Raw genomic sequence first — 25,511 nt, forward strand, 5'->3', positions numbered from 1 at the left:
GTCACGACGAGGCGGCGTCCACCAGATGCAGGATCGAGCGGTAGCGGCGGCCGGAATGGGCGGCGAGGCCGATCTCACATGTGCGGTTGGAGGAATAGCCCTCGCGGCATTCGGCCGGCAGACTCTCCTTCAGGTGGCGCAGGGCGTGGTCGTTCAGTTCGGGATGGGAAAAGCCCTTGTCGCCGGCAAAGCCGCAGCACGTTACGCCGGGCGGCGCGATCACCTTTTCCGCGCAGGCTTCGGCCAGTTCGATCAAGGCCGAGGCGAGGCCCACCTTGCGCAAGGAGCAGGTCACATGGACGGCGACGGTCTCCGGCAGGCGTTTTATGGTCAGGCGCGGCGCGATTTCGTCGCGCAGGAACTGGACGAGATCGAGCGGGCGGAAATGCGGGCCCGAAAAGGCGGCCATGCGCGTCGCGCAGGTCGAGGCGTCGATGACGATGGGAATCGCCGCGCCGTCGGTGGCGAGATGTTGCGCCAATTGCTCGGCCTTGGCCTTGGCGATCTCGGGAAAGCCCTTTGAGGCGAAGGGCTGGCCGCAGCAAAGTTCGTCGAGGTTTTCCGGCTGGACCAGCGCAAAGCCGGCGCGCGCGAACACCCGCGCCGCGACGTCGAGCAGCGGCGGGCTGTCGTCGCCCGCCGCTGGCCCCATGGCGCGGCTGGCGCAGGAGGAAAAGAACAGAACCGGCCGCAGGGCGCCGTTCGCCGGCTTGGGCGCGGCCGGCCAGGCGGCGCGCGGCATGGCCGGCGAGAGGCGCGGCAGGCCCAGCGCCTGATGTGCGGCGTCGGAGACCGCCAGCACCGGCTTGTCGCCCAACACGCGACGGGCGAGGCCGCTGGCGGCGAGGCCGGCGCGGGTCGCATTCAACGTCGCGCCGAAATGATTGGCGAGCCCGCCCGCGATCGTCCTGGCGACGCCGCCGCGCTTCTCCGCGCGCAAAGTGCGGATGTAGGAGCCTGTGTCGATTTCGAGCGGGCAGACCGTAGAGCACAAGGAACAACCGGCGCAGGTGGCGTCGCCGGCGTAGTCATAGGCCGCCGCCATTTCCGTCAATTGCGGCGCCTGCGGGTCGTCGCAGCGCAGCCGGCGCATTTCGCGCGCGGATGTGATGCGCTGGCGCGGCGAGAGCGTCAGGCCTTTCGAGGGGCATTGCGGCTCGCAGAAGCCGCATTCGATGCAGGAATCGATTAAGGCCGAAACCGCCGGCATGGCTTTGAGATTTTTGAGATGGATTTCTGGATCGTCGTTGATCAGCACGCCAGGATTGAGCAGGTTTTCCGGGTCGATCAGCGCCTTGATGCGGCGCATCGCGGCGGTCCCGGCGGCGCCCCATTCACGCTCGACGAAGGGCGCCATATTGCGTCCCGTGCCATGCTCGGCCTTGAGCGAGCCGTCATATTTGCCGACGACGAGCTCCGCCACCGCCGCCATAAAGCTGGCGTAGCGCGCGACTTCCCGCTCCGAGTCAAAGCCCTGGGCGAAGACGAAATGGAGATTGCCTTCGAGCGCATGGCCGAAAATGATCGCTTCCGCGTAGCCATGGGCGTCGAGCAGCGCGCGCAGGTCGGTCGTCGCCTCGGCGAGGCGCGCGACCGGAAAGGCGACGTCCTCGATGATGACCGTGGTTCCCGGCGGCCTTTTGCCGCCGACGGCGGGGAAGGTTCCCTTGCGGATGTCCCAGAGCCGGCCGGATTCGACCGGATCGGAGGTGAAATTCACGCCATTGAGGGTGGTCGCCGGATCGATGGTTTCCGCGATCGAGGCCAGTTGCGCGCGAAGATCGTCGGCATTGGCGGCGCGGGATTCGATCAAGAGCGCGGCGGCGTCGGGACCGAGCGCATCGACCTCGACCGGCATGCCCTTTTTGTGCTTGACGCTTTCGAGCGAAGCGCGGTCGAGCAGCTCCACCGCCTCGACCGGCGCGCTTTTGAGCGCGCTCACCGCGCGGCAGGCGGTCGCGAGATCGGCGAACACGACCAGCGCCGAGGCCTTGTCCCGATATTCCGGCACGGCGCGGTAATCGACGCGCGACAGGAAGCCGAGCGTCCCCTCGGAGCCGATCATCAGATGGGCGAGAATGTCGATCGGGTCGTCGAAATCGACCAGAGCGTTGATCGCATAGCCGGTGGTGTTTTTCAGGCGGAATTTGTCGCGAATCCGCGCGGCGGTGGTCTCATCCGCCTTGATTTCCGCTGATAACGCGGCGAGCCCATCGAGCAGCGCGGCGTGAGACCGCCGGAAAGCGGCGACGCTCGCGGGATCGGATGTGTCGAGGACCGCGCCGTCGGCGAGCGCGAGCCGCAGCGACGCCAGCGTGTGATAGGAGTTCTGGCCGACGCCGCAGCACATGCCGGAGGCGTTGTTGGCGGCGATGCCGCCGATCTTGGCTGTCGCGACCGAGGCCGGATCGGGGCCGATCTTGCGGCCGAACGGCGCGAGGCGGCGATTGGCCTCGCCGCCGACGATCGCGGGCCCGAGACGGGCGACCTGATTGGATTCGTCATAAGCGAAGCCGCCAAAACCCTCGCCCAGCACGATCAGGACCGAATCCGTCACCGCCTGGCCGGACAGCGAGGTTCCGGCGGCGCGAAAAGTCACCGGCGCCTTGCGGCGGCGGCAAATCTCGAGCAGGGCGAGGACTTCGGCCTCGTTCTCCGCCACCGCCACGACTTGCGGGGTCAGGCGGTAAAAACTCGCGTCCGTCCCATAGGCGAGGCGGCGCAAGGGGTCGGCGAAGACACGCTCCTTGGGAAGAATCGTTTCGAATTCCGAAGCAAGACCGCCGGCGGCCGACTGGTGTTGCATGGCGCGACTCCGTGACGTCTGGGGCGATGGGAGGGGCGCCGGTCCAAACCGGCGCCCGCGCGGCTCAATGTTTGTCGACGACCGGGATGACCCAGGGGATCACGAATTGCTGCAGGGCGACCAGCAGGCTGAGCAGGAAGGTCAGGAAGATGCTGTGTTTGAACGTGCCGGCGAAAATCGCCCCCTCATGCCCCTTGAGATTGGTCACAGCCGCGCCGGTGGCGATGTTCTGCGGCGAAACCATCTTGCCCATCACGCCGCCCGAAGAATTGGTCGCGGCGAACAGCACCGGGTTGAGATTGAGCTGATTCGCCGCCACCACCTGCAGATTGCCGAACAAGGCGTTGCCAGAGGTGTCGCTGCCGGCGAGCATCACCGCGACCCAGCCCAGGAAGGGCGAGAGCAGGACGAAGAGCTTGCCGGTCGAGGCGACGCCATAGCCCAGGGTATAGGCGAGGCCGGAATAGTTCATCAGGAAGGCGAGGCCGACGATGAACATCACCGTGACGACCGCGAGCCAGATCTGCCTGAGGGTCGTGCCGACGCATCCGAAAAAGGCGCTCGGCGACAATTTGAACAAGGCGGCGCTGATGATCGCGGACAGCAGGATCGCGGTTCCGGTGCCCAAAGGCTGGAAGGCCCAGACGGCGGTATAGGGCTTGTTGTTGTAAAGCGTGATCGAAATCGCCTTGTCGAGTCCCGGCCAGTGGATTTTCTGCTCGGCCAGATGAGCGACGCCGAAATGGGTCCAGACGATCACGATTCCCGAAACGATCAACCACGGCAGCCAACCCTGCCAGGGCGCGACGTCGCGTGACGTTGCCTCTTCGGCGAAAGTCTCGGCCTTGATGGCGAATTCCGGATCGGGCGCGGGCTTCCAAACCTGGAGGAAAAGCAAAGTGAAGACCAGCGAGCCGAGCGATGACAGGACGTCGGTCAACGCGTAATCGAGGAAGTTCGAGGAAAAGAACTGCGAAAACGCGAAACTGCCGCCGGCGACCAGCAGGACCGGCCAGAGGGCGCGGACCGAGCGCCGGCCGCCGTAAATCATCATGACGTAGAAAGGCAGAAAGAGCGCCATGATCGGCAATTGCCGGCCGATCATCGCGCCGAGCGCCGGCGCCGGCAGGCCGGTGACCTCGCCCAGCACCGTCACCGGCACGCCGAGTCCGCCGAAGGCGACGGGAGCGGTGTTGAAAATCAGCACGAAAATCAGCGCCTCCAACGCCGGGAAGCCGACCAGGATCAGCAGCGAACTGGTGATCGCGACCGGCGTGCCGAAGCCCGCGACGCCTTCGAGTAGCGCGCCGAAACAGAAACCGACCACGACTAGGACGATGCGCCGGTCGTTGGGAAGATGCTCGAACACCCAGGCGCGGAAGGCGTCGAAGCGGCCCGATTTCACCGCGACATTGTAAAGCAGCAAAGCGTTGACGACGATCCACATCACAGGCCAGAGCGCGAAAACCGCGCCGTTCGCCACGGAATCCAGGGCGAGGCCGGTCGGCATCCTCCAGCCGATGATCGCGACGACGAGGCCGACTACAAGACCGGCGAGCGTGGCCTGCCAGGCCGGACGGCGCAACACGCCGAGCAGGATCAGGACCGTCACGACCGGCAGGGTCGCGACGATGAAAGACAAGGCGAGGCTATCGCCGATCGGCGTTAAAAGCTGCGCAAACATGGTTCCTCCCCGAGGAGCTGAGCCAGCGGCGCCGAATGGTATGTTTACCTGGTCGCCATCGCTGAGTGGTCATAAAAATTGACCAAAAATCCCTAATTGATTTTTTTCAGGCCATCAAGGCCTCGTGGACAAAATAGTGGGGGGTGTTAGTCTAAAAGGGCAATTCAGGACACCAGATATGGAACCCGTTCGTAATCAAAAGCTTGCCGAGTCGATCGCCGAACATCTCGAACAGTTGATTCTGGAAGGGGCGTTGCGGCCAGGCGAAAGGCTCGCCTCCGAGCGCGAACTGGCGGAAAAATTCGAGGTGTCGCGGCCATGTCTGCGCGAGGCGATCGAGAGCCTGCAAAAGCGCGGCCTGCTCGAGACGACGCGGGCGGGCACTATTGTCGCCGAATTCATGGCCCCGCTGACCGAGCCGCTCGTCGCCATCCTGCAATCGAATGAAAAGGCGCTGCTCGATTATCTGGAATATCGCGGACTGATCGAAGGCGAGGCGGCGCGGCTCGCCGCGCTGCGCGCGACGGAACATGAAATCGAGGCGATCCGCGCCTGCCTGGAGCGGATGAAGGCGGCGCATCAGCTCGACGACCCGACCGCGGAGGCCGGCGCGGACGCCGATCTCCATGTCCTGATCTACGAGGCCTCGCACAACATCGTGCTGCTGCACATCATGCGCGCCTTTTCCGACATGCTCCGGCGCGGCGTGTTCTACAACCGCAACCAGCTCTATGCGCACAAGGGCTTTCGCGACCAGCTGCTCGCCCAGCATCTCGCGATCGGCGAGGCGATTGTGGCCCGCAAGCCGGAGGAGGCGGCGGCGGCCGCGTCCTATCACATGCGTTCGACCGGCGAGACGCTCAAGAAAATACGCGAGGACGATGCGCGTGTCGCCCGGGTGCTGCGGCGCATGGGGCGCGGCGAGTTACTGGCGCGCCAGAGCGGATGACCCGGCGCGGCCAGACCGCGAACAGGCGGCTTTCGCGGCGGACGGACTCGCCTCTTAAAACCCGATCAACTGGGCGTGCAGCTGGCGCGCCTTCAGCGGCGCCAGCAGGTTGAATGCGTTGGTCTCCTCATGATCATAGGTGACCATCAGGACATGATTGCGGCCGGGGCTATGTTTGGCCGCGATGACGCCGTCGAGGCCGCAAAGGTCGCACTCGATCCCGCGTAGGCCGGATTCGTCCAGCGTCTCGGTGACGTGAATGACGATAGCTGACAGATAATGGCGTCCCATATTGTCCTCCCGCTTTCGTAACCGCCTCAAGCAACTTTCGAACGTGGCGACTGTTCCCTTGAAACCGCTAAAAACAGCTTTGGACCGGCTATGCGGCCTCCCCGACAGGGTCGAGGCCCAGCGCGAGCCGGCCGGTGAAGACCTGCTGGCGTTTCGCCGGCAGGGGATGGAATTGGGCGGCATGGGCGTCGCGCAACAGCCGTTCGATTCCCGCCGCGCGGTAGAAGCCGGCGCCGCCCGCCGCCTCAAGGGCCTTTTCCGCCGTCGCCAGGACATTTTCGGCGACGATCGTCTTGCGGGTCAGCATGGCGCCGGCCAGATCCACGCTCATTTCGAAATTGAGATCATTGGCGCGCCGAACCATGTCGTCTGCCGCGATCTGCGCCGTGGTCAGGCGATTGCCGAGTTCGCCGAGAAGGCAGGGCGTCACCGAATCGCATCCGCGCTTCTTCGCCAGCGCCAGACCTTTTTCCGCGACGGCCTCCGCCACGCCGACATAAACCGACATGATTAGCGGCAGGGCGACGGTCAGGATCACGCTCCACGCCGGATGGAACCGGCCGCGCGGGCGGCGCAGCGCGACGGCGTCGTCGGGAATGAACACGCGATCGAGGATGATCGTGCGCGAGCCGGTGGCGCGCATGCCGAGGCCGCGCCAATCGTCGGCGAGCGAGACGCCCTGCGCCGTGAAGGGAATGGCGAAATGCAGGACCTGCCATCCTTCCCCTGGGTCCTGGTAGGGCGCGGACGTGACGATCATGTCTCCGGCCGGCGAGCCGCTGCCGAACGGCTTCTTGGCCGTCACCCGGAAGCCGCCGTCCACGCGCTCCACCGTCCCGCTCGATTCGAGCCAGTCATTGGCGCCAGTCGAAATCAGCACGGCTTCGCTCGCCGCGACCCGTTCCAGCAATTTCCTTCCCGGCCGGCCGTTGCGGTGGTGATAGGCCGCCGCCGCGACGACATGTTGGTGCATCGACAGGGAAAGCGCGGTCGAGGGGCAATATTGCGCAAGTTCGCGCAGGAAGCCGCACATGGCGCTGTGCCGCGCGCCGCCGCCGCCGAGATCGGACGGAACAAGGGCGGAGAAAAGTTTGTATTCCTTGAGGATTTTATAATTCTCGGCGACGAAGGCGTCGCTTTCGTCGCGTTCGGCGGCACCTTCCGCGATGCGCGGCCCGATGATCTGCGGGAGCGCTTTCAGGTCGAGAAAAACGGTCATGGCGGAACCTCCCTTTCCGATTTTTCGCAAGGGTGGCGCCGGTCTCTTGCGATGACAACTTCAGGAAGTGAAGCGCTTGGTCGGCGCGAACGTGCTATGATGGGCCATGGTCGAGAAGAAATCCTATGGCCAGTTCTGTCCGGTGGCGGTCGCCGCCGAGGTTCTGACCGAGCGCTGGATGCCGCTCATCATCCGCGAATTGCTGTGCGGCTCGGTGCGCTTCAACGATCTGCAACGCGGCGTGCCGCGCATGTCGCCGGCCCTGTTGTCGGCGAGGCTCAAGCGGCTGCAGGCCGCCGGCATTGTCGAGCATCGAAGCGGCGGCGAATATCATCTCACCACGGCGGGGCGCGAGCTGTTCCCGGTGATCGAGCAGATGGGCCTGTGGGCGCAACGCTGGCTGCGGCACGATCTCACCGCCGCGGCCAATCTCGACCCCAATCTGCTGATGTGGGACATACGCCGCAACGTCCGCAACCCCGTCGGCGAGGGCGAACGGCGCTATGTCACGGAATTCCATCTCTCTGGCGCGCCCGAAGGCCGGCGGGCCTATTGGCTGGTGTTCGAGCCGGGGCTGGTGGATCTGTGCACCATCGATCCCGGATTCGATGTCGATCTTTATGTCGAGACCAGTCTGCCGGCGCTGACGCGCGTCTGGCTGGGCCATGTGTCCATCGACCAGGCGATAAGGGACGAGCAGCTGACCTTCGACGGATCGCGCCGCGACGTCGCCGCCTTCCGCTCGTGGTTCGCCTTGAGCCTGTTCGCGCGGGCGGGGCGGGAGCCGGCCGGGCGCGAGACCCGCCCGGCGGCAGGCTGATCGCTCAGGCGGTCACGAATTCGTCCGCGCGATAGCCCTGAGCGTAAAGCAGGGCGGTCAGGTCGCCATGATCGACCCGCGCCTGGGCGGCGGCGGCGACCGCAGGCTTGGCGTGATAGGCGACCCCGAGGCCGGCGGCCTCCAGCATGGCGAGGTCATTGGCGCCGTCGCCGATCGCCAGGGTTTCCTCGGGCGCGAGATCGTGGGCGGCGGTCAGTTCCTTCAGCGTGGCGAGCTTGGCCGCCTTGCCGAGAATCGGCTCCACGACCCGCCCGGCGAATTTGCCGTCCTCGATCAGCAGGGTGTTGGCGCGGTTCTCCTGGAAGCCGATGGCCTCGCCGATGCGCGAGGTGAAAACCGTAAAACCGCCGGAAACCAGCGCGGTATAGGCGCCATTTGCCCGCATGGTCTGGACCAGGGTCCGCCCGCCCGGGGTGAGGGTGATGCGCTCTTCAATCGCCGTCTCGACCACGCCGGCGTCGAGGCCGGCAAGCAGGGCGACACGCTCGCGCAGGGCCGGCTCGAAGGCGATTTCGCCGCGCATGGCGCGTTCGGTGATCGCCGCGACCTTTCCCTTGAGCCCGACGAAATCGGCCAGTTCGTCGATGCACTCCTGCCCGATCATGGTCGAATCCATGTCGGCGAGCAACAGTTTCTTGCGCCGTCCCTCGACCGGCTGGACGAAAATATCGACCGGCGCGTCGCCAAGGCCGAGCCGCAGCACGGAGACGGCGGCGCGGCAATAGGAGGCGTCGGCGAAGCCGCCATCGGCGCGATTGCCATGGGCCGCGCCGGGTGCGAAAGGAATGTCGGCGGCCTCTCCGGCCGAAAGAATGACGGGATGGCCGGCCCCTGGCAGGCGCCTGGCGGCGGCGGCGAGAAGATTGGGCGTCAGGACTTGCGCGCCGGGCGCGCCGACCAAAGTGGCGATATGGGTCATTACGATTTGAACGCTCGCAACTTGTCGATCGATAAGGATGTTCAGGCCGTTCTTTTGGCAGGACCCACGGCCAGCGGCAAGTCCGCTCGCGCCATTGACCTTGCGCGGGAGAGGAACGGCGTCGTCATCAACGCCGATTCCATGGCGGTGTATCGGGATCTGCCGATTCTTTCGGCGCGTCCGACCATTGGGGAAATGGGCGATATTCGGCATCTGCTTTTCGGCCATATCGGCGCCGAACGCAATTATTCGGTCGGCCTATGGCTGAGCGACGCCCGCGCGGCGCTGGAGGAGGCGCGCAGGATCGGCCGCCTGCCGATTTTCGTCGGCGGCACCGGCATGTATTTCAAGGCCTTGCTGCATGGGCTGTCGAATATTCCCGCCGTGCCGGCGGAAGTGCGCGCCCGGGTGCGGGCCGAGGCGCAAGGCGTTCCGCCCGAGGAGCTGCATGCGAAATTGCGTGCGCGCGATCCCGAAACGGCGGCGAGACTGCGGCCGAGCGACCCGCAGCGCATCTTGCGCGCGCTGGAAATTTTCGAGGCGGCGGGGGCGCCGCTCGCGACTTTCCAGGGCGCGCGCGAGGGCGCCTTGCTCGACGCCGCGCGCTGCCATCGCCTCTTCCTCGCGCCGGAGCGCGAAAATCTTTACACCCGAATCGATGCGCGTTTCGACAGGATGATGGCGCAGGGGGCCCTCGACGAAGCCCGCCGCCTGATGGCGCGCGGTCTCGACTCCGCGCTCCCCGCGATGCGCGCGGTCGGCGTCCCGGGCCTGATGGCCTTTTTGCGCGGCGAGATTTCGCTCGAAACGGCGGTGGAGAAAGGCAAGCGCGACAGCCGGCAATACGCCAAGAGGCAATTCACATTCGCGCGGACGCAATTGCCGGAATTCGAATGGATCGAAATCGCGTGAGGCTTTTGTAGGAAAGGCTGAACGATGCGAAGCGCGCAGGCGCCTGCGGAGGGCGACACGATCGCGACGAACGAGGTCAAGGTCACCCTTCTCGCGCCGGGCGCGCGCCGGACGATTTTCCTTTATCTCGGCGCTTTGATCACTCTACTCGCCTTCGGCGATCCCAACGGCGGGCTGATGGACGTGTCGATCAGCTTTCTGCTGAAGAACAAGCTGCATCTCAGCCCGGAGGAATTGGCGCGATTTCGCCTGTTGGCCGCGATACCGCTCTATTTTTCCGGGCTTTTCGGCTTTTTTCGCGACACGCTCAACCCCTTCGGCATGAAAGACCGCGGATTCCTGACCCTGTTCGGCGCCATCGGCGGGGCGCTTTACCTGGCTTTCGCCTTCGCCCCGGTTTCGGTCGCCTATCTGCTGATCGCGCTGCTGCCGCTCACCTGCGCCGCTCTCATGCTCAGCAGCGCCCAGAACGGCCTCGCCTCGGCGCTTGGCCAGCAGCACGCCATGTCGGGCCGCATCAGCGCGATGTGGAATATTTTCGCCTCGTTTCCCGGCGTCGCCGCCTTTCTCGCCGGCGGCTGGATCAGCGACCGGCTCGAAGGCATGAACGACGCGACGCGCCCGCTCTTTCTCGGCGGCGCGGCGATCCTCTTTTGCGTAAGTCTTTTCGGTTTTCTGCGGCCGAAAGCCGTGTTCGACAATCTTGCCGACGAGCGGGTGGAAAAAACGCCGCTTCTCGACGACGTGAAAAGGCTGCTCCGCTGCCGCGCGATCTATCCGGCCCTGGCGATCTGGCTGTTCTGGAATTTTGCGCCCGGCTCGCAGACGCCGCTGCAATATTATCTGCAAAACACGTTGCATGCGCCGGACAGCGTCTGGGGTGAATGGAACGCCATTTTCGCCGCCTCCTTCACGCCGCCATTCCTTGCCTATGTCTTCCTCTGCCGGCGGTTCGCGCTGAAGCTCCTGCTGGTTTGGGGCACATTGGCCGCCGTGCCGCAATTCACGCCGCTGCTTTTCGTCCATGACGCGCAGGGCGCGCTCTATGCCGCGGCGCCCATGGGCGTCATGGGCGGCGTCGCTACGGCGGCCTATATGGATTTGCTGATACGGTCCTGCCCGCCCGGACTGCAGGGCACGGTTCTGATGCTGTCCGGCGGGCTTTATTATATCGTCTCACGCTTCGGCGATGTTCTCGGAACGAGGCTCTACCAGGAATTCGGCGGCTTTGGCGTCTGCGTCGCGGCGATCACTTTGGTCTATGCCGCGATTTTGCCGTTGATCGCTCTGGTTCCAAAGGACTTGATCGCTTATGCCGACGGCGAAACGCCCGCCGGCCGTGTTATCGAATAGGCGCGCGCCGACGACGCGGAGCAGGCAGGGCGGCGAGGTGACAGGAGACGACAGGTCCGCGCCCATATCGACTACTGAGAGGCGCCAAACAAAATATCCAGGGATTGCGTATCCATTTTCAGCAGGTCGAGTGGTTACCGTAGTTTCCGCAATTCCAGAAGCGCATCCGTAAGTCGTTTTAAAATAATACAATTTATAGGGCGCCTCCGTAGTTCCCCCTAATTCCCAAGTCGCTCGATTCGTGACTAATTTATTAATATTGGCGCAACATACAAAAATTTTGGACGACCAACTCGATTCCCTGCGCGGGCGCGCGACAAAGGAGAAGAGTGATGGCAATCCTTTACGGCGATACTGCCGGTTCTCTCAGCGGAAAAACGCATGGCGGAGACCAGACGCTGGTGGGCTCCGACCCGACGAATACGATCTTTGGCGACGCCGGCGTGGATCTGCGCGACAAGGCGGTCGGCGGCGACGACACGCTGACAAGCTATGGGTCTGGAAATTTATTCGGCGACGCTGGCGCGAACATTCTCAACCGCGCGAGCGGCGGCAATGACGCCTTGAATGCGCTCATCACCGCCGCTTCGACTTTTCCTTTCAACATCAATATGTACGGCGACGCCGGCGGGAACATTTCCGACCGTGCCGTCGGCGGCGACGACATTTTATATGCGCTCATCTCAGGCCCGTCTTCGACCGATCTCGTCAATATCAAAATGTATGGCGACGCGGGAGGGAACATTTCCGGCCACGCCGTCGGCGGCAATGACACGCTGAGCGTCGATGTTGCCGCGCTTCACACCATGAGCATCAAAATGTTCGGCGACGCCGGCGGCAATCTCTCCGGCCACGCCAAGGGTGGAAACGACACCTTCCTGACGGTGTCTGAAAGAACGCCGTTCGCCCACCAGCCAATGACCATGTATGGCGACGCCGGCGGAGACATGATGGATTTCGCGCGCGGCGGCGACGATTCCTTTGGTCTCGGCGGCGCTCCCGACGCCAAAATCACGAGCTACGGCGATGCTGGCGGAAACATGTCCGGCCATGCCATTGGCGGCAACGATACGTTCACGACGTCGGGCCCCGAAGACGATTATGTCATTTACGGCGACGCCGGCGGCAATTTGAGCGATCACGCCTTGGGTGGAAACGATCGTTTCACCGATAATGCCGCTATTGGCTCCGCGACATTCTATGGCGACGCCGGGGGCGATATGTCCGGTCACGCGCGCGGCGGCAAGGACACGTTCCAGGCCGGCGACGAGACCAGCACCGTTTTCTACGGCGACGCCGGCGGCAATATGAGCGATCATGTCGTTGGCGGAGACGATACATTCATAGGCAATGCGTCGGCGAGCCAGGGCAGGAGTCTGGCCTATGGTGACGCCCTGACCATGTTCGGCAATGCGCAGGGCGGCGACGATCTGCTCGTCGGCGCCAGCTATTTCACCCATTTCACCGACTTGCTCAACATGCTCATCGGCGACGCCCAGACCATGTCCGGCAATGCCCGGGGCGGCGACGACAAGCTTGTCGGCGGCAATGATCCCGGGCCTTCGCACCTGGCTGGCACATATGAGAGCGTTCTCATCGGCGATGCGCAAACCATGTCAGGCGGCGCTCGCGGCGGCAATGATACGTTAATCAGCGGCACGGGCAATGATGACATGTGGGGCGACGCACGGGTCATGCTGGGCAATGCGCGAGGGGGCGACGACACCTTCACCTTTTACGCCAATAACGGCCACGACAAGATCGAGGATTTCGGCCAGGGTTTAAAGGGATCAAACTGGGGAACCGACCACATCAATGTCAGCGCCTTGGGGGTTTGCGACTTTTGTCAGCTCGACATTTCGGCCTTCAATCCCTCGACCCACGAAAGCACGATCACCTTCGGTTCCGGCAATGACGTCGTCGTGCATAGCCTGATTGCGCTCAGGCCGCAGGACTTCATCTTTTCCTGACGGTTCCGGAGGAGTGGGAGCCCGTCACCTGTTCAATCCCGCCTGAGGCCTTGTTGCGACATCCGACACCGTAGTTTCCGCAATTCCAGAAGCGCATTCGTAAGTCGTTTTAAAATAATAAAATTTATAGGGCGCTTCCGTAGTTCCGCCCAATTCCAAAGTCGCGCAATTCGTGACTAATTTATCAATATTGGCGTAACATAAAAAAATTTTGGACGACCAACTCGATTCCGTGCGCAGGCGCGCGACAAAGGAGAAGAGTGATGGCAATCCTTTACGGCGATACTGCTGGCTCCCTCAGCGGAAAAACGCATGGCGGAGACCAGACGCTGGTGGGCTCCGACCCGACGAATACGATCTTTGGCGACGCCGGCGTGGATTTGCGCGATAAGGCGGTCGGCGGCGACGACACGCTGATAAGCTATGGGTCCGGAAATTTATACGGCGACGCCGGAGGGAACATTCTCAACCGCGCGAGCGGCGGCAACGACACATTGAACGCGCTCATCACCGCCGCTTCGACTTTTCCTTTCAACATCAATATGTACGGCGACGCCGGCGGGAATATTTCCGACCACGCCGTCGGCGGCGACGACATTTTATATGCGCTCATCTCAGGCCCGTCTTCGACCGATCTCGTCAATATCAATATGTATGGCGACGCCGGAGGGAACATTTCCGGCCACGCCGTCGGCGGCAATGACACGCTGAGCGTCGATGTCGCCGAACTTCGCACAATGAACATCAATATGTTCGGCGACGTCGGAGGCGATCTCTCCGGCCACGCCACTGGCGGGAACGACACCTTCCTGACCGTGTCCGAAGGAAGGCCATTCGCTCACCAGCCAATCGTAATGTACGGCGATGCGGGTGGAGACATGCTGGATCATTCCCGCGGCGGCGACGACGCCTTTGATCTCGGCAGCAATCATGATGCGCGCACCACATGCTACGGCGACGCCGGCGGAAACATGTCTGGTCATGCTATTGGCGGCAATGATATGTTTACGATGGCGGGCCCCCAAAATAACTACGTTATTTACGGCGACGCCGGCGGCGACATGAGCGATCACGCCTGCGGCGGCAATGATGTCTTCAAGGACAACGCGGCGGGCGGCGATGCCACGTTCTATGGTGACGCGGGGGGCAACATGTCCGGTCATGCGCGGGGCGGCAAGGACACGTTCCAGGCCGGCGACGAGAGCAGCACCGTTTTCTATGGCGACGCCGGCGGCAATATGGGCGACCATGCCATTGGCGGCGACGATAAATTCATAGGCAGTGCGTCGGCTGCCTATGGCACGAGCCTCGCCTATGGGGACGCCCGGACTATGTTCGGCAATGCGCAGGGCGGCGACGATCTGCTCGTCGGCGCCAGCTATTTCACCCATTTCACCGACTTGCTCAACATGCTCATCGGCGACGCCCAGACCATGTCCGGCAATGCCCGGGGCGGCGACGACAAGCTTGTCGGCGGCAATGATCCCGGGCCTTCGCACCTGGCTGGCACATATGAGAGCGTTCTCATCGGCGATGCGCAAACCATGTCAGGCGGCGCTCGCGGCGGCAATGATACGTTAATCAGCGGCACGGGCAATGATGACATGTGGGGCGACGCACAGGTCATGCTGGGCAATGCGCGAGGGGGCGACGACACCTTCACCTTTTACGCCAATAACGGCCACGACAAGATCGAGGATTTCGGCCAGGGTTTAAAGGGATCAAACTGGGGAACCGATCACATCGACGTCAGCGCCTTGGGGGTTTGCAACTTTTGTCAGCTCGACATTTCGGCCTTCAATCCCTCGACCCACGAAAGCACGATCACCTTCGGTTCCGGCAATGACGTCGTCGTGCATAGCCTGATTGCGCTCAGGCCGCAGGACTTCATCTTTTCCTGACGGTTCCGGAGGAGTGGGAGCCCGTCACCTGTTCAATCCCGCCTGGGGCCTTGTTGGGACATCCGACAGCAAGGTCCAGCCAGGGGAAGGCTTACGGCCCTCGCGAAATCCATGTGTTTCGAAATGTTCCTGAGCGGATGCGAACTTCCCTGACCGGACGCCATCGGCAATGTCAGGGTAGGTCTTGAGATACCAAGCCGAGTCGACCTTCATCGGGCGCGGCCATCTGTCTTCGAAATAGCCCGATTCGACGTAATGTTCCCGCGCCGAAGCGATTTTCCCTTGCTTGAATGCAGCGCGAACGTCGCTGTAAGCTTCAAAATACCATTTTTCATCCATTTCGACTTCAAGCAATAAAGCGCGTAACGCGCTTCGAAGCCGATTTTCTTCAATTCTTATGAAGCGGCTATTTTGATCGCGCGTTTCGCTGCGGAGGAATCCATAAGAAAATAGGCTCATAGAACAAACTTCCCGGAATTGCTGGTGAAACCCAGGTGAGCATTGCATAGACGCAATATCGCTTAACCTACTCAAAATTAAAACAAAAATGTCGCGCGTTCAAGGGGTGGTTCGTCATCGCCCGCGCGAACGGATCGAATAGGGCTTCGCCATTCCCGTTCGTCGTGTTGGCAAGATGGTCGGAAAACGCTCTGGCCGTCATTGCGAGGAGCCGGGGGCGACGAAGCAATCCAAACCGCCTTGCAAGAGGTCGCGAGGTGGATTGCTTCGTTTCGCTCGTAATGACGGCGCCGTTTACTCCCCGTCGAACGCGCCGCGATCTATGCCGCCGCCGATGAGAATCTGGCGTTTGCCGGCGTGGTTGGCGGGGCCTACCACCCCTTCCTTTTCCATGCGTTCGACCAGCGACGCCGCCTTGTTGTAGCCGATCGAAAGCCGGCGCTGGACATAAGAGGTCGAGCATTTCTTGTCGCGCAGCACGATCGCCACCGCGCGGTCGAAGAGGTCGCTGCCCTCGTCGTCGCCGGCATAGGTTGTGGCGTCAGCCTCGTCGTCCTCGCCCTCGTCCTCCACCGTCACCGCGTCGAGATATTCCGGCTGGCCCTGCATCTTCAGATGGGCCACCACCTTCTCGACCTCGACATCCGACACGAAAGGCCCGTGCACGCGGGAAATCCGCCCTCCGCCCTGCATGTAAAGCATGTCGCCCTGGCCCAGGAGCTGCTCCGCGCCCATCTCGCCCAGGATCGTCCGGCTGTCGATTTTCGACGTCACCTGGAATGAGATGCGGGTCGGGAAATTGGCCTTGATCGTGCCGGTGATGACATCGACCGAAGGGCGCTGGGTCGCCATGATGAGATGAATGCCGGCGGCGCGCGCCATTTGCGCCAGGCGCTGGATCGCGCCTTCGATCTCCTTGCCGGCGACCATCATGAGATCGGCCATTTCATCGACGATGACGACGATATAGGGCAGGACGGCGAGGTCCATCTGCTCCTCTTCATAGACCGCCTCGCCGGTCTCGCGATCGAAGCCGGTCTGCACCGTGCGCGAGATGATCTCGCCCTTTTCGCGGGCCTCGGCGACGCGGGCGTTGAAGCCGTCGATGTTGCGCACGCCGAGCTTGGACATTTTCTTGTAGCGGTCCTCCATCTCGCGCACCGCCCATTTGAGGGCGACGACCGCCTTTTTGGGATCGGTGACGACGGGGGTGAGGAGGTGCGGGATGCCGTCATAGACGGACAATTCCAGCATTTTGGGATCGACCATGATGAGGCGGCATTCCTGCGGCTTGTGCTTGTAGAGCAGCGACAGGATCATGGTGTTGATGGCGACCGACTTGCCGGAGCCGGTGGTGCCGGCGACGAGCAGATGGGGCATTTTGGCGAGATCGACGATGACCGGCTCGCCGCCGATGGTTTTTCCCAAGGCGATGGCGAGCTTGTGGCGGGTCTCGACGAAATCGGGCGAGGCGAGCAGTTCGCGCAGATAGACGGTCTCGCGGCGGGGATTGGGCAATTCGATGCCGATGGCGTTGCGCCCCGGCACCACGGCGACGCGGGCGGAAACCGCCGACATCGAGCGCGCGATATCGTCCGAAAGCCCGATCACCCGCGACGACTTGATCCCCGGCGCCGGCTCGAACTCGTAAAGCGTCACAACAGGCCCGGGATGGGCGTTGAGCACATCGCCGCGCACGCCGAAATCTTCAAGAGTCTTTTCGAGCGCGTCGGCGTTGACCTCCAGCTCGTCGTCGGGTTCGCTGTCCTCATGGCGGTGCGGCGGCGGCGCCAGCGTTTCGACCGCGAAGGGCTGATAGTCGAAATTGGCGGCCTCGAGTCTTTCGAGGAAGCCGCCGACGGGCGTCTTGGCGCGCTTCATCACGCGAACGGGCTCGGCGGATCTGACGGGTTCGGCTGGCTTGACGGGCTTGGCGGTTTCCGCGGCCTTCGCGGGCTCGGGCTCGGGCTCGGGCTCGGGCTCGGGGATGGGGATGGGCTCCGCGACCGGCTGCGGCGCGGGCTCGCTCGGCGCGGCGACCGCCTTGACGCGAATCCGCATTTTCGCCGGTTTCTCCAAAACGTCGCTGGCCGGGACGGCCAGCGCCTCGGCGGGCTCGGCCAATACGGGCGCAGGCGCCGCGACCGGGGCGGGTTCGTGGACAGGCGCGGGGACGAAAGCGGAAAGGCTGCCAAAGCCGACGCTGAAGGAAAAGCGCGCGCCCATGCTCGCAAAGGCGCCGAAAGCCGGCGCCGGCGCAACCGCAGCCTCCGGCCGCTCCGGCGCCATTTCAGGAGCGGGCTGCGGGGCCGCGGCCTTGCGCTCGCTCACGCGGTCGGGCGTGCGGGTATAGCGGACGCGGGGCTTTGGCGAATTGGTCATATCGTTCATTGCATCGTTCATCGAATGGTTCATGACGTGAACTTGAGCGAGGCGCGCCTCCTCAAGCCGGCGAGCGGAATCCTCGGCGCGGCGGCGCGCTTCCTCCTCGGCGCGGCGCGCTTCCTCTTCCGCCGCGCGGCGCTGGGCTTCCTCCTCAGCCTTGCGCCGCGCGATCGAGGCCTCCGGCGTGCGTGTGAAGCGGACATGGGGCAGGTCGGGGCGGAAGAATTGCGGCGCACCGGGCTCGTGGGGCGATTCGGCGACGACGTTCGACTGGAACTGCGGCCCCGGCTGGAATGGCTGGACCGGCTCCATCGCCTGCGCCGGCCTGGTTGCGGCGGCGAGAATCGCGCGGGATTTTTCCGCCGCTTCGGCTTCGAGCCGGGCGCGCTCGAAGCCGAAGGCCGGGTATGGCGGGGCCTCGGGCGCTTCCGGCGTTTGTCCGGGCGCGAGCGCGGCGCGCGGCGATTCGGCGAAGACCGAACGCGGCCGGCGGATATAGGGCCGGTAGGGCGAGGACTCCTGCTCTTCGTCCCATGCCGGAAATTCAATGTCGGCGTCGATCTGGCGCATTTCCACGCCGTCGAGGCCGAAGGAAGCACGCTGCGCCAGCGGCGCTGCGCGATCGGCGCGCCGGCTCGCGCCGAAAAAACGCGCGAGCCATTGGTCGAGGGTCATCAACATGAACGCTTCGCCTTGAATACGCAAGAACGACGCCCGCGGCCCGGAAAATTCCTGGCGCAAGACAGGGCGTTACGTGGGCGAGAATGGGGTCCGCAGGGTTAACGCCCGGTTTCGAATGAGGTTAATTCGGACCTGTCCACAGGAGCTGACCAATCATTAACTTGCCCGGCGCGCCGGCTTGGCCGATCTTCGCCATGAGAGCCGCGGGGGATGCGGCCGCGGGCTTGAACGGTATGGATCTGGGACGGGGCTGGCGGCGCTTGACGGCCTGGCGGCGACAGGCGGGCGGATGGCGCATGATAGGCTGGCGGGGCCTCGTCGGTTTGTGGCGGCTCTTCCGCACCACCGCCTTCAAGCTGGCGATCGCCTATTTCATCATCTTCGGCTTCGGCTTCACCCTGGTGATCGAGCAGGTCGGCGAGAATGTGCGCGAACTCGTCAACCAGCAGATACGCCAGACCATCGACGCCGACATCAAGGGCCTCGCCGATCAATATGGCGACGGCGGCCTCGCTCAACTGGTCGCGGTGGTGGAGCGCCGCTCGCGCGCGCCGGGGGCGTCGATCTATCTGGTGACGGCCCCGAACGGCGTCGCCGTCGCCGGCAACGTGCTCGAACTTCCAGCCGGCGTGCTCGACCAGAAGACTGCGGTCGAGATCCGATACGAGCGGCTCGGCGAGCCCAATGTCAAACGCCGGGCCATAGCCCGTGTTTTCACCTTGCCCGGCGGCTTCCGCCTGCTGATCGGACACGATCTCGAAGACCGCGAGCGGCTGCGGCACATTCTTGGCTCGGCTCTGTTCACCTCTTTGTTGTGGCTGCTGGTGATCGCGACCTTCGGCGGGCTGTTCGTCGCGCGGCGCCTGCTGCAGCGGGTGGACGCGATGAGCGCGAAGGCCGCGACCCTGCTGCAGGGCGATCTGACCGGCCGGCTGCCGCTCTCCGGCGCGGACGACGAACTCGACCGCCTCGCGCGCAATCTCAACGCCATGCTCGACCGGATCGCCAGCCTGATGGAGGGAATTCGGCAGGTCTCGGACAATATCGCCCACGACCTGCGCACGCCGCTGACAAGGCTGCGCAACAATGCCGAACAGGCGTTGCAGCTCGAAGCCGGGGAGGAGGGCGCCCGCGCCGCGCTGGAGCAGGTGATCGAGGAGGCCGACGGGCTGATCCGCATCTTCAACGCGCTGCTGATGATCGCGCGGGCCGAATCCCATTCCTCGCGCGAGAATTTCACCGATCTCGACGCGTCCGAACTCGTCCGCGACATGGCCGAGCTTTACGAGCCCGCGGCCGAGGAGGCCAATATCGTCCTTCGGGTCGAGGCGCCTCAGCCCGCGCCGATTCACGGCCAGCGCGAGCTGATCGGCCAGGCAATGGCCAATCTGATCGACAATGCGCTCAAATATGGCGCGCCCGACCTGCCCGGCGCGGCGGCGGACGTCGCCATCACGTCGGCGCTCACGGACGACTGGGTCGAGATCGCGGTCGCCGATCGGGGTCCGGGCATTCCCGCGACGGAGCGGGAGCGGGTGCAGGGGCGTTTCGTGCGGCTGGAAGCGTCGCGAAGCCTGCCGGGCTCCGGCCTCGGCCTTTCGCTTGCCGCCGCCGTCGCCCGGCTCCATGACGGCGTGTTGCGAATCGAGGACAATGCGCCCGGGCTGCGGGTCGTCCTGGCGCTGCCGCGCCGCAGGGAGGGAAGAGGAGCATGACGACCAAGGCGCTGACCATCCCCCGTCCGGTCAAGCTCGCCGCCGCCCGCGCGCGGGTCGCGGAAGTTCTTAAAGCCGCGGGCGAGGAAACCGCCGCTGCTCTGCGCGCCTTGCCGGACTGGTCGAAACTGGAAGCGGTTCTCGGCGGGATCGCCGATCAGTCGCCCTTCCTTTGGGGGCTGGCGCGGCGCGATCCCGCCCGCCTGCTTCGCATCCGCAGCCTGAACCCCGATGCGGCGCTCGACGAGGCGCTGCGCCGCCTTTCGGCCTGCCATGCGCCCGATTGCACGGAGGCTCACGCCATGAGCCTGTTGCGCAAGGCGAAGCAGGAGATCGCGCTGATCGTGGCCCTGGCCGATCTTTCAGGCGAATGGGACGTCGTCGCCGCGACCAAAGCCCTGTCGCGGGCGGCGGACCGTTTTGTCGTCGCCGCCCTGCGCGTCGCCCTGCGCCTGTCGGGCGACAGACTGGCGCTCGCCCATCCGGACGAGCCGGAGCGCGACTGCGGCCTTGTGATTCTGGCGCTCGGCAAGCACGGCGCGCTGGAGCTGAATTATTCCTCCGACGTCGATCTCGTCGTGTTCTATGACTCCCGCTCGCCCGTCCTCGGCGCGGGTCCCGGCGCGAAAGCCAATTCGCTGCGCCTGACCCAACATCTCGTAAAGCTTTTGCAGGAGCGCACCGGCGACGGCTACGTGCTGAGGGTTGATCTTCGTTTGCGGCCCGATCCCGGCTCGACCGCCGCCGCCGTTTCGCTCGACGCCGCGCGCCATTATTACGAGACGCTCGGCCAGAACTGGGAGCGCGCCGCCATGATCAAGGCGCGCCCGGTGGCGGGCGATCTCGCGCTCGGCTTCGATTTCCTGCAGGAAATGGCCGCCTTCGTCTGGCGCAAATATTTCGATTACGCGACCATCGCCGACATTCACGCCATGAAGCGCCAGATCCACGCGGCCAAGGGCCATGCCGAGATCGCGGTCGCCGGCCATGACGTGAAGCTCGGGCGCGGCGGCATCCGCGAGATCGAATTTTTCGTCCAGACCCAGCAGCTGATTTTCGGCGGCCGCCGCAAGCAATTGCGCGGCGCGCGCACGCTCGACATGCTGCGACAGCTCTGCACGGACAATTGGATCACGCAGCAGGCCGCGGATGATTTGAGCGACGCCTATCATTTTCTGCGCGCGGTCGAGCACCGCCTGCAAATGGTCAACGACCAGCAGACCCAGCGCCTGCCCGAGGACGAGGGCGCGCTGAAAAATTTCGCGCGCTTCTGCGGCTATGCCGGGACCGCCGGATTCGCCCGCGATCTGCTGCGCCATTTCCGCGCGGTGGAGAAACATTACGCGCGCCTGTTCGAGCATGCGCCCGGCCTGGATTCGCTGGCGGGCAATCTGGTTTTCACCGGCGCTGCGGATGATCCTGAAACGTTGGAAACCCTGCGCGAAATGGGGTTCCGCGATCCCGCGCTCGCGGCCGAGACCGTGCGCGGCTGGCATTTCGGGCGCCGCCCCGCCGTGCGCAGCGCCCGCGCCCGCGAGGCGCTGACGGAGCTGGTTCCGGCGCTGCTCGAAGCCTTTTCCAATTCGGGCGACGCCGATTCCGGCCTGGCGGCCTTCGACGCCGCTCTGGCGCGGCTGCCGGCGGCGACGGAACTGTTCTCGCTGCTCAGATCGCACGCGGCGATGCTCCAGCTTTTCGCCGACATTCTCGGCGGCGCGCCGCGTCTGGCGCAGGTGATCGCGCGCAGCCCCCATGTGCTCGACGTCGCGATCGATCGCGGCGTGATGGCTGCGCCGATGGACGTCGCCGAATACGTAGCGCGTCTCGTGCTGTTCCATAACGCCGGTCCGAGTTTGGAGACTTTTCTCGACGTCGTGCGGGATTTCGGGAATGAGGAGAATTTCATGATCGGCTTGCGGCTGTTTGCCGGGCTGATCGAGCCGGACCAGGCGGCGCAGGCCTATGCCGCGCTCGCCGAGGCGATCGTTCGCGCCTGTCTGGCGCGCGTCGAAATGGATTTTTCCGCCGAGCACGGCGTCGTACCGGGCGGGCGCTGCGTCGTGCTGGGCTTGGGAAAACTCGGCTCGCGCGAAATGACCGCGACCTCCGACCTGGATCTCGTCCTGCTCTATGATTTCGACCCCGAACGCCCCGAATCCGACGGCCAGAAGCCGCTCCACGCCACAGTCTATTACATCAGGTTGACCCAGCGCCTGATCGCGGCGCTGACCGCGCCGACCCGGCGCGGCAAATTGTTCGAGGTGGACATGCGGCTGCGGCCTTCCGGCCGGCAGGGGCCGCTGGCGACGCAATTCGCTTCGTTCCGGGCGTATCAGGCTTCCGAAGCTGAAATCTGGGAACATATGGCGCTGACCCGGGCGCGGCCGATCGCCGGCGACGACGGTCTCGCCGCCACGGCCGCCGCGACCATCGCGCAAACGCTGTATCGCCCGCGCGACACGGCCGGGCTCGCCAAGGCGGTGCGCGACACGCGCGCCCTGATCGCCCGGGAAAAGGGCGACGACGACGGCTGGAACCTCAAGCTCGCCGCCGGCGGCCTGCTCGATGTCGAATTCCTGGCGCAATTTCTCGCCTTGGCCCATGGCGCCGAGGCGCCGGCGCTGCGCCAAACCGCGACGGCGCACATTCTGGCCGCCGCGGCAAAATCCGGTTTTCTGGACGCCGAGACGTCGGAAAGCCTGCTCAAGGCGCACGCCCTTTACGCCAATGTCACCCAATGGCTGCGGCTGGCTTTGGGCGACGGCGCCAACCCGCGGCACGCCGCCCAAGGCGTCAAACGCCGCATCGCCGCCGCCACCGGCCTGCCGGATTTCGGCTTGCTGGAGCGGGAACTGGCGGCGACGCGGAAAGAAGTGAGGCGGATTTTTACGCAGGTCTTGGCGAAGGGCTGAGGCAGGGGAGGCCGCCAACGCCCTGTCATACGGCTTTGTAATCGGTGTATATCATGAGAATATTCATTGATGATTGAACCGCGTCAGCTTCGCCGACGTGGAATTGATAAGGATTTTGACTTGGCGCAGGTGAATGATGCTTATTTGCTGGTCGAGGGGCTTGGCGGCCGGTTGCCTCGTGGCGAGCCGTAAGTCTTTCGGAAATAAACGCTTTACGCCATCTTGAGCTGATAGCGATCGAAGATCGCTTCGTGAACGACATCCGCCTCGAATTCGGAGAAGGCGGCGTATTTCGGGTTTCTCAAAACGCATTGCACGGCGAGATCGATCGCGCCGATGACATTTATAGCTTCGATCATGTTCGCGACCGTGTATTCCTCGTCGAGCAGGTGCGCAATATCGCCGATCGCGGCTCTGATGAGGGTGCTGAAGGTGATGTCGATCGTCGCGGTCATCATGTGGACGTTCTGAGCCTTGCGGGGCAGTGCGTCAAGAATGTGTTGTAAACAAGGTTTTCAGTTCGTTGCCGCGCTTGTGAACGAAAGTCATGACGTGGAAGCGCTGCCCGACCCCATTCTATCGATTGTGACGGCGCCGAAGCGTGGACACAATTCGGACTTCCCGCAAAATGCGGCTCATTCGCTTTTTTTTCGATCAAATCGGCCGAGAGGACGCGACGCTTCCGCCGCCCGGCGGTTCAGCCGGGGGCGCGCGACTTTCCGATGAAGCGGTTCAGAACGCCGCTTCTTCGAAGGCCATCGTGGTCCTGGCGCCGGAGGAGATCGCCTGGAGCAGGCCGCCGGTCTGGGGCAGCAGGCGCTCCATGAAGAAGCGCGCCGTGCCGACCTTGGCGCGATAGAAGGGGTCTTCCTCCGCCTTGGGCAGGCTGTTCTCGGCCATTTGCGCCCATAGATAGGCCAAAGCGGTCAGGCCGAACAGGCGCAGATAATCACTCGCCGCCGCGCCGGCCTCGTCGGGCCGCGCCATGCCCCTTTGCGCAATGAAAGTCGTCGCCTGTTGCAGCCGGATGAAAGCCTTTTCCAGCGGGCCGATGAATTCGGCAAGCGCCGGATCGGCCTTTTTCGCGGCGATATGGTCCGAGACCGGATGGAAGAAACTGCGCAGGAACCTCCCCGCATGGGCCGGCATCTTGCGGCCGACGAGGTCCAGAGCCTGCACGCCATTGGCGCCTTCATAGATCTGGGCGATGCGGGCGTCGCGGACGAATTGCTCCATGCCGTTCTCGCGGATATAGCCGTGGCCGCCGAAAACCTGCATGCCGAGATTGGTCGCCTCGAAGCCGAGATCGGTCATCAGCGCCTTGACCACCGGGGTGATCACGGCGACGAAATCCTCCGCTTTGGCGCGCTCGGCGGGATCGGGATGGCGCTTGGCGAGGTCGAGATTTTTCGCCGCCCAGATGGCGAGGGCGCGCGAGCCCTCGATATAGGCGCGCTGGGTCAGCAGCATGCGGCGGATGTCGGGATGGACGACGAGCGGATCGGCCGGCTTGTCGGGATATTTGGCGCCGGAGAGCGAGCGGCCCTGCAGGCGCTCGCGGGCATAAGCCACGGCGCCCTGATAGGAGGCTTCGGCGAGGCCGAGACCCTGAACGCCAACCGCGAGGCGTTCGGTGTTCATCATGGTGAACATGGCCTGCATGCCCTTGTGGGGGGCGCCGATGAGAAAACCCTGCGCCTCGTCGAAATTCATCACGCAGGTGGAAGAGGCCTTGATGCCCATCTTGTGTTCGATCGAGCCACAGGCGACCCCGTTGCGGGCGCCAGGCGACCCATCCGGCTTGACCAGAAATTTCGGCACGAGGAACAGACTGACGCCCTTCACCCCCTTGGGCGCGTCCGGCAGGCGGGCGAGCACCAGATGGATGATGTTTTCGGTGAGATCGTGCTCGCCGGCCGAGATGAAGATTTTCGTGCCGGTGATCTTGTAGGAGCCGTCGTCGTTGGGAACCGCGCGGGTGCGCAACAGGCCGAGATCGGTGCCGCATTGGGGCTCGGTGAGGCACATGGTGCCGGACCAGGTCCCGTCCACCAGTTTCGGCAGAAACGTTTCCTTGAGCGCGTCGGAGCCATAGGCGTGCAGGGCGACATAGGCGCCGTGGGACAGGCCGGGATACATGCCGAAGGACAGATTGGCCGAGCAGATCATCTCGACGACCAGAGTATCGACCGTGGCCGGCAGACCCTGGCCGCCAAAAGCCGGATCGCAGGCTATGCCGGTCCAGCCGCCGTCGCGGAAGGCGTCATAGGCGTGTTTGAAGCCATTCGGCGTGCGGACGACGCCATTCTCGAATGCGCAGCCTTCCTCGTCGCCGGAACGGTTGATCGGCTGGAGGACTTCCTCACAGAGCTTGGCGGCTTCTCCGAGCACGGCCTCGATGGTGTCGCGGGAAAAATCCTCGAAGCCGGGCAAGGACGTGACGCTTTCGCCGTCCATCAATTCGTAGAGCACGTAAAGCATATCGCGCAAAGGGGCCTTGTAGGCGGGCATGGC

Annotated in this window: 18 protein-coding genes; 8 read left to right on the forward strand and 10 right to left on the reverse strand. The window is 64.1% G+C overall.

What is annotated here, in order from left to right; translation table 11 throughout:
• Position 1 precedes the first annotated feature (1 nt).
• Together K2U94_RS08065 and K2U94_RS08070 are read right to left on the reverse strand one after the other, a co-directional pair.
• Positions 2-2,806 (reverse strand): FAD-binding and (Fe-S)-binding domain-containing protein, encoded by a 2,805-nt coding sequence (locus K2U94_RS08065; RefSeq protein WP_243066722.1) that lies wholly within the window; start codon positions 2,804-2,806, stop codon positions 2-4.
• A 64-nt stretch (positions 2,807-2,870) separates the two neighbouring features.
• On the reverse strand, positions 2,871-4,490 hold the full coding sequence (locus K2U94_RS08070; protein WP_243066723.1) for an L-lactate permease: 1,620 nt from the start codon (positions 4,488-4,490) through the stop codon (positions 2,871-2,873).
• Between the two features lie 178 nt (positions 4,491-4,668).
• Between K2U94_RS08070 and K2U94_RS08075 the strand changes: the two genes are divergently transcribed.
• A complete protein-coding gene (locus tag K2U94_RS08075; RefSeq protein WP_243066724.1) occupies positions 4,669-5,439 on the forward strand; it encodes an FCD domain-containing protein in 771 nt (256 codons plus the stop codon).
• Positions 5,440-5,493: 54 nt separating this feature from the next.
• Here the strand turns inward: K2U94_RS08075 and K2U94_RS08080 are convergent, their stop codons facing one another.
• Together K2U94_RS08080 and K2U94_RS08085 are read right to left on the reverse strand one after the other, a co-directional pair.
• Positions 5,494-5,730 (reverse strand): hypothetical protein, encoded by a 237-nt coding sequence (locus K2U94_RS08080; protein WP_243066725.1) that lies wholly within the window; start codon positions 5,728-5,730, stop codon positions 5,494-5,496.
• Positions 5,731-5,818: 88 nt separating this feature from the next.
• Positions 5,819-6,949: an acyl-CoA dehydrogenase family protein gene (locus K2U94_RS08085; RefSeq protein WP_243066726.1), complete on the reverse strand. Its 1,131-nt coding sequence runs from the start codon at positions 6,947-6,949 to the stop codon at positions 5,819-5,821.
• Positions 6,950-7,055: 106 nt separating this feature from the next.
• On the opposite strand from K2U94_RS08085, the gene K2U94_RS08090 reads away from it, so the two are divergent.
• Positions 7,056-7,769, forward strand: coding sequence for a winged helix-turn-helix transcriptional regulator (locus K2U94_RS08090; RefSeq protein WP_243066727.1), 714 nt, complete (start codon positions 7,056-7,058; stop codon positions 7,767-7,769).
• 4 nt (positions 7,770-7,773) lie between these two features.
• Here K2U94_RS08090 and serB read toward each other — a convergent pair whose 3' ends face one another.
• A complete protein-coding gene (gene serB / locus K2U94_RS08095) occupies positions 7,774-8,709 on the reverse strand; it encodes a phosphoserine phosphatase SerB (RefSeq protein ID WP_243066728.1) in 936 nt (311 codons plus the stop codon).
• Between serB and miaA the strand changes: the two genes are divergently transcribed.
• The 3 genes from miaA to K2U94_RS08110 all read left to right on the forward strand — a co-directional run bounded on the left by miaA (position 8,701) and on the right by K2U94_RS08110 (position 12,944).
• Positions 8,701-9,621 (forward strand): tRNA (adenosine(37)-N6)-dimethylallyltransferase MiaA, encoded by a 921-nt coding sequence (gene miaA, locus K2U94_RS08100; RefSeq protein ID WP_243066729.1) that lies wholly within the window; start codon positions 8,701-8,703, stop codon positions 9,619-9,621. The genes serB and miaA overlap by 9 nt on opposite strands.
• A 24-nt stretch (positions 9,622-9,645) precedes the next feature.
• Positions 9,646-10,974: an MFS transporter gene (locus K2U94_RS08105; RefSeq protein ID WP_243066730.1), complete on the forward strand. Its 1,329-nt coding sequence runs from the start codon at positions 9,646-9,648 to the stop codon at positions 10,972-10,974.
• Positions 10,975-11,306: 332 nt separating this feature from the next.
• Entirely contained in the window at positions 11,307-12,944 is a 1,638-nt protein-coding gene (locus K2U94_RS08110) for an autotransporter outer membrane beta-barrel domain-containing protein (protein ID WP_243066731.1), read from the forward strand.
• Between the two features lie 614 nt (positions 12,945-13,558).
• Here the strand turns inward: K2U94_RS08110 and K2U94_RS08115 are convergent.
• Complete coding sequence (locus K2U94_RS08115) at positions 13,559-13,834, reverse strand: hypothetical protein (RefSeq protein WP_243066732.1); 276 nt, start codon at positions 13,832-13,834, stop codon at positions 13,559-13,561.
• Between K2U94_RS08115 and K2U94_RS08120 the strand changes: the two genes are divergently transcribed.
• Complete coding sequence (locus tag K2U94_RS08120; protein WP_243066733.1) at positions 13,823-14,845, forward strand: calcium-binding protein; 1,023 nt, start codon at positions 13,823-13,825, stop codon at positions 14,843-14,845. The two genes, K2U94_RS08115 and K2U94_RS08120, sit on opposite strands and share 12 nt — an antisense overlap.
• A gap of 24 nt (positions 14,846-14,869) precedes the next feature.
• Here the strand turns inward: K2U94_RS08120 and K2U94_RS08125 are convergent, their stop codons facing one another.
• Both K2U94_RS08125 and K2U94_RS08130 read right to left on the reverse strand, forming a co-directional pair.
• Positions 14,870-15,304: a hypothetical protein gene (locus K2U94_RS08125; RefSeq protein WP_243066734.1), complete on the reverse strand. Its 435-nt coding sequence runs from the start codon at positions 15,302-15,304 to the stop codon at positions 14,870-14,872.
• Between the two features lie 294 nt (positions 15,305-15,598).
• Positions 15,599-18,370: a DNA translocase FtsK gene (locus K2U94_RS08130; protein WP_243066735.1), complete on the reverse strand. Its 2,772-nt coding sequence runs from the start codon at positions 18,368-18,370 to the stop codon at positions 15,599-15,601.
• Between the two features lie 296 nt (positions 18,371-18,666).
• On the opposite strand from K2U94_RS08130, the gene K2U94_RS08135 reads away from it, so the two are divergent.
• Positions 18,667-20,085: a sensor histidine kinase gene (locus K2U94_RS08135; RefSeq protein ID WP_243066736.1), complete on the forward strand. Its 1,419-nt coding sequence runs from the start codon at positions 18,667-18,669 to the stop codon at positions 20,083-20,085.
• On the forward strand, positions 20,082-22,997 hold the full coding sequence (locus tag K2U94_RS08140) for a bifunctional [glutamine synthetase] adenylyltransferase/[glutamine synthetase]-adenylyl-L-tyrosine phosphorylase (RefSeq protein ID WP_243066737.1): 2,916 nt from the start codon (positions 20,082-20,084) through the stop codon (positions 22,995-22,997). The genes K2U94_RS08135 and K2U94_RS08140 overlap by 4 nt, the downstream gene beginning before the upstream one ends.
• Positions 22,998-23,209: 212 nt before the next feature.
• On the opposite strand, the gene K2U94_RS08145 is transcribed toward K2U94_RS08140, so the two are convergent.
• The gene (locus K2U94_RS08145) at positions 23,210-23,455 is read right to left on the reverse strand and encodes a hypothetical protein (RefSeq protein ID WP_243066738.1); all 246 of its coding nucleotides are present in this window, start codon (positions 23,453-23,455) and stop codon (positions 23,210-23,212) included.
• Between the two features lie 274 nt (positions 23,456-23,729).
• Positions 23,730-25,508 carry an acyl-CoA dehydrogenase C-terminal domain-containing protein gene (locus tag K2U94_RS08150; RefSeq protein WP_243066739.1) on the reverse strand — a complete coding sequence of 593 codons (1,779 nt, stop codon included), beginning with the start codon at positions 25,506-25,508 and terminating at the stop codon, positions 23,730-23,732.
• Positions 25,509-25,511: the final 3 nt, after the last annotated feature.

The organism is Candidatus Rhodoblastus alkanivorans, assembly GCF_022760755.1.
Lineage (GTDB): Bacteria > Pseudomonadota > Alphaproteobacteria > Rhizobiales > Beijerinckiaceae > Rhodoblastus > Rhodoblastus alkanivorans.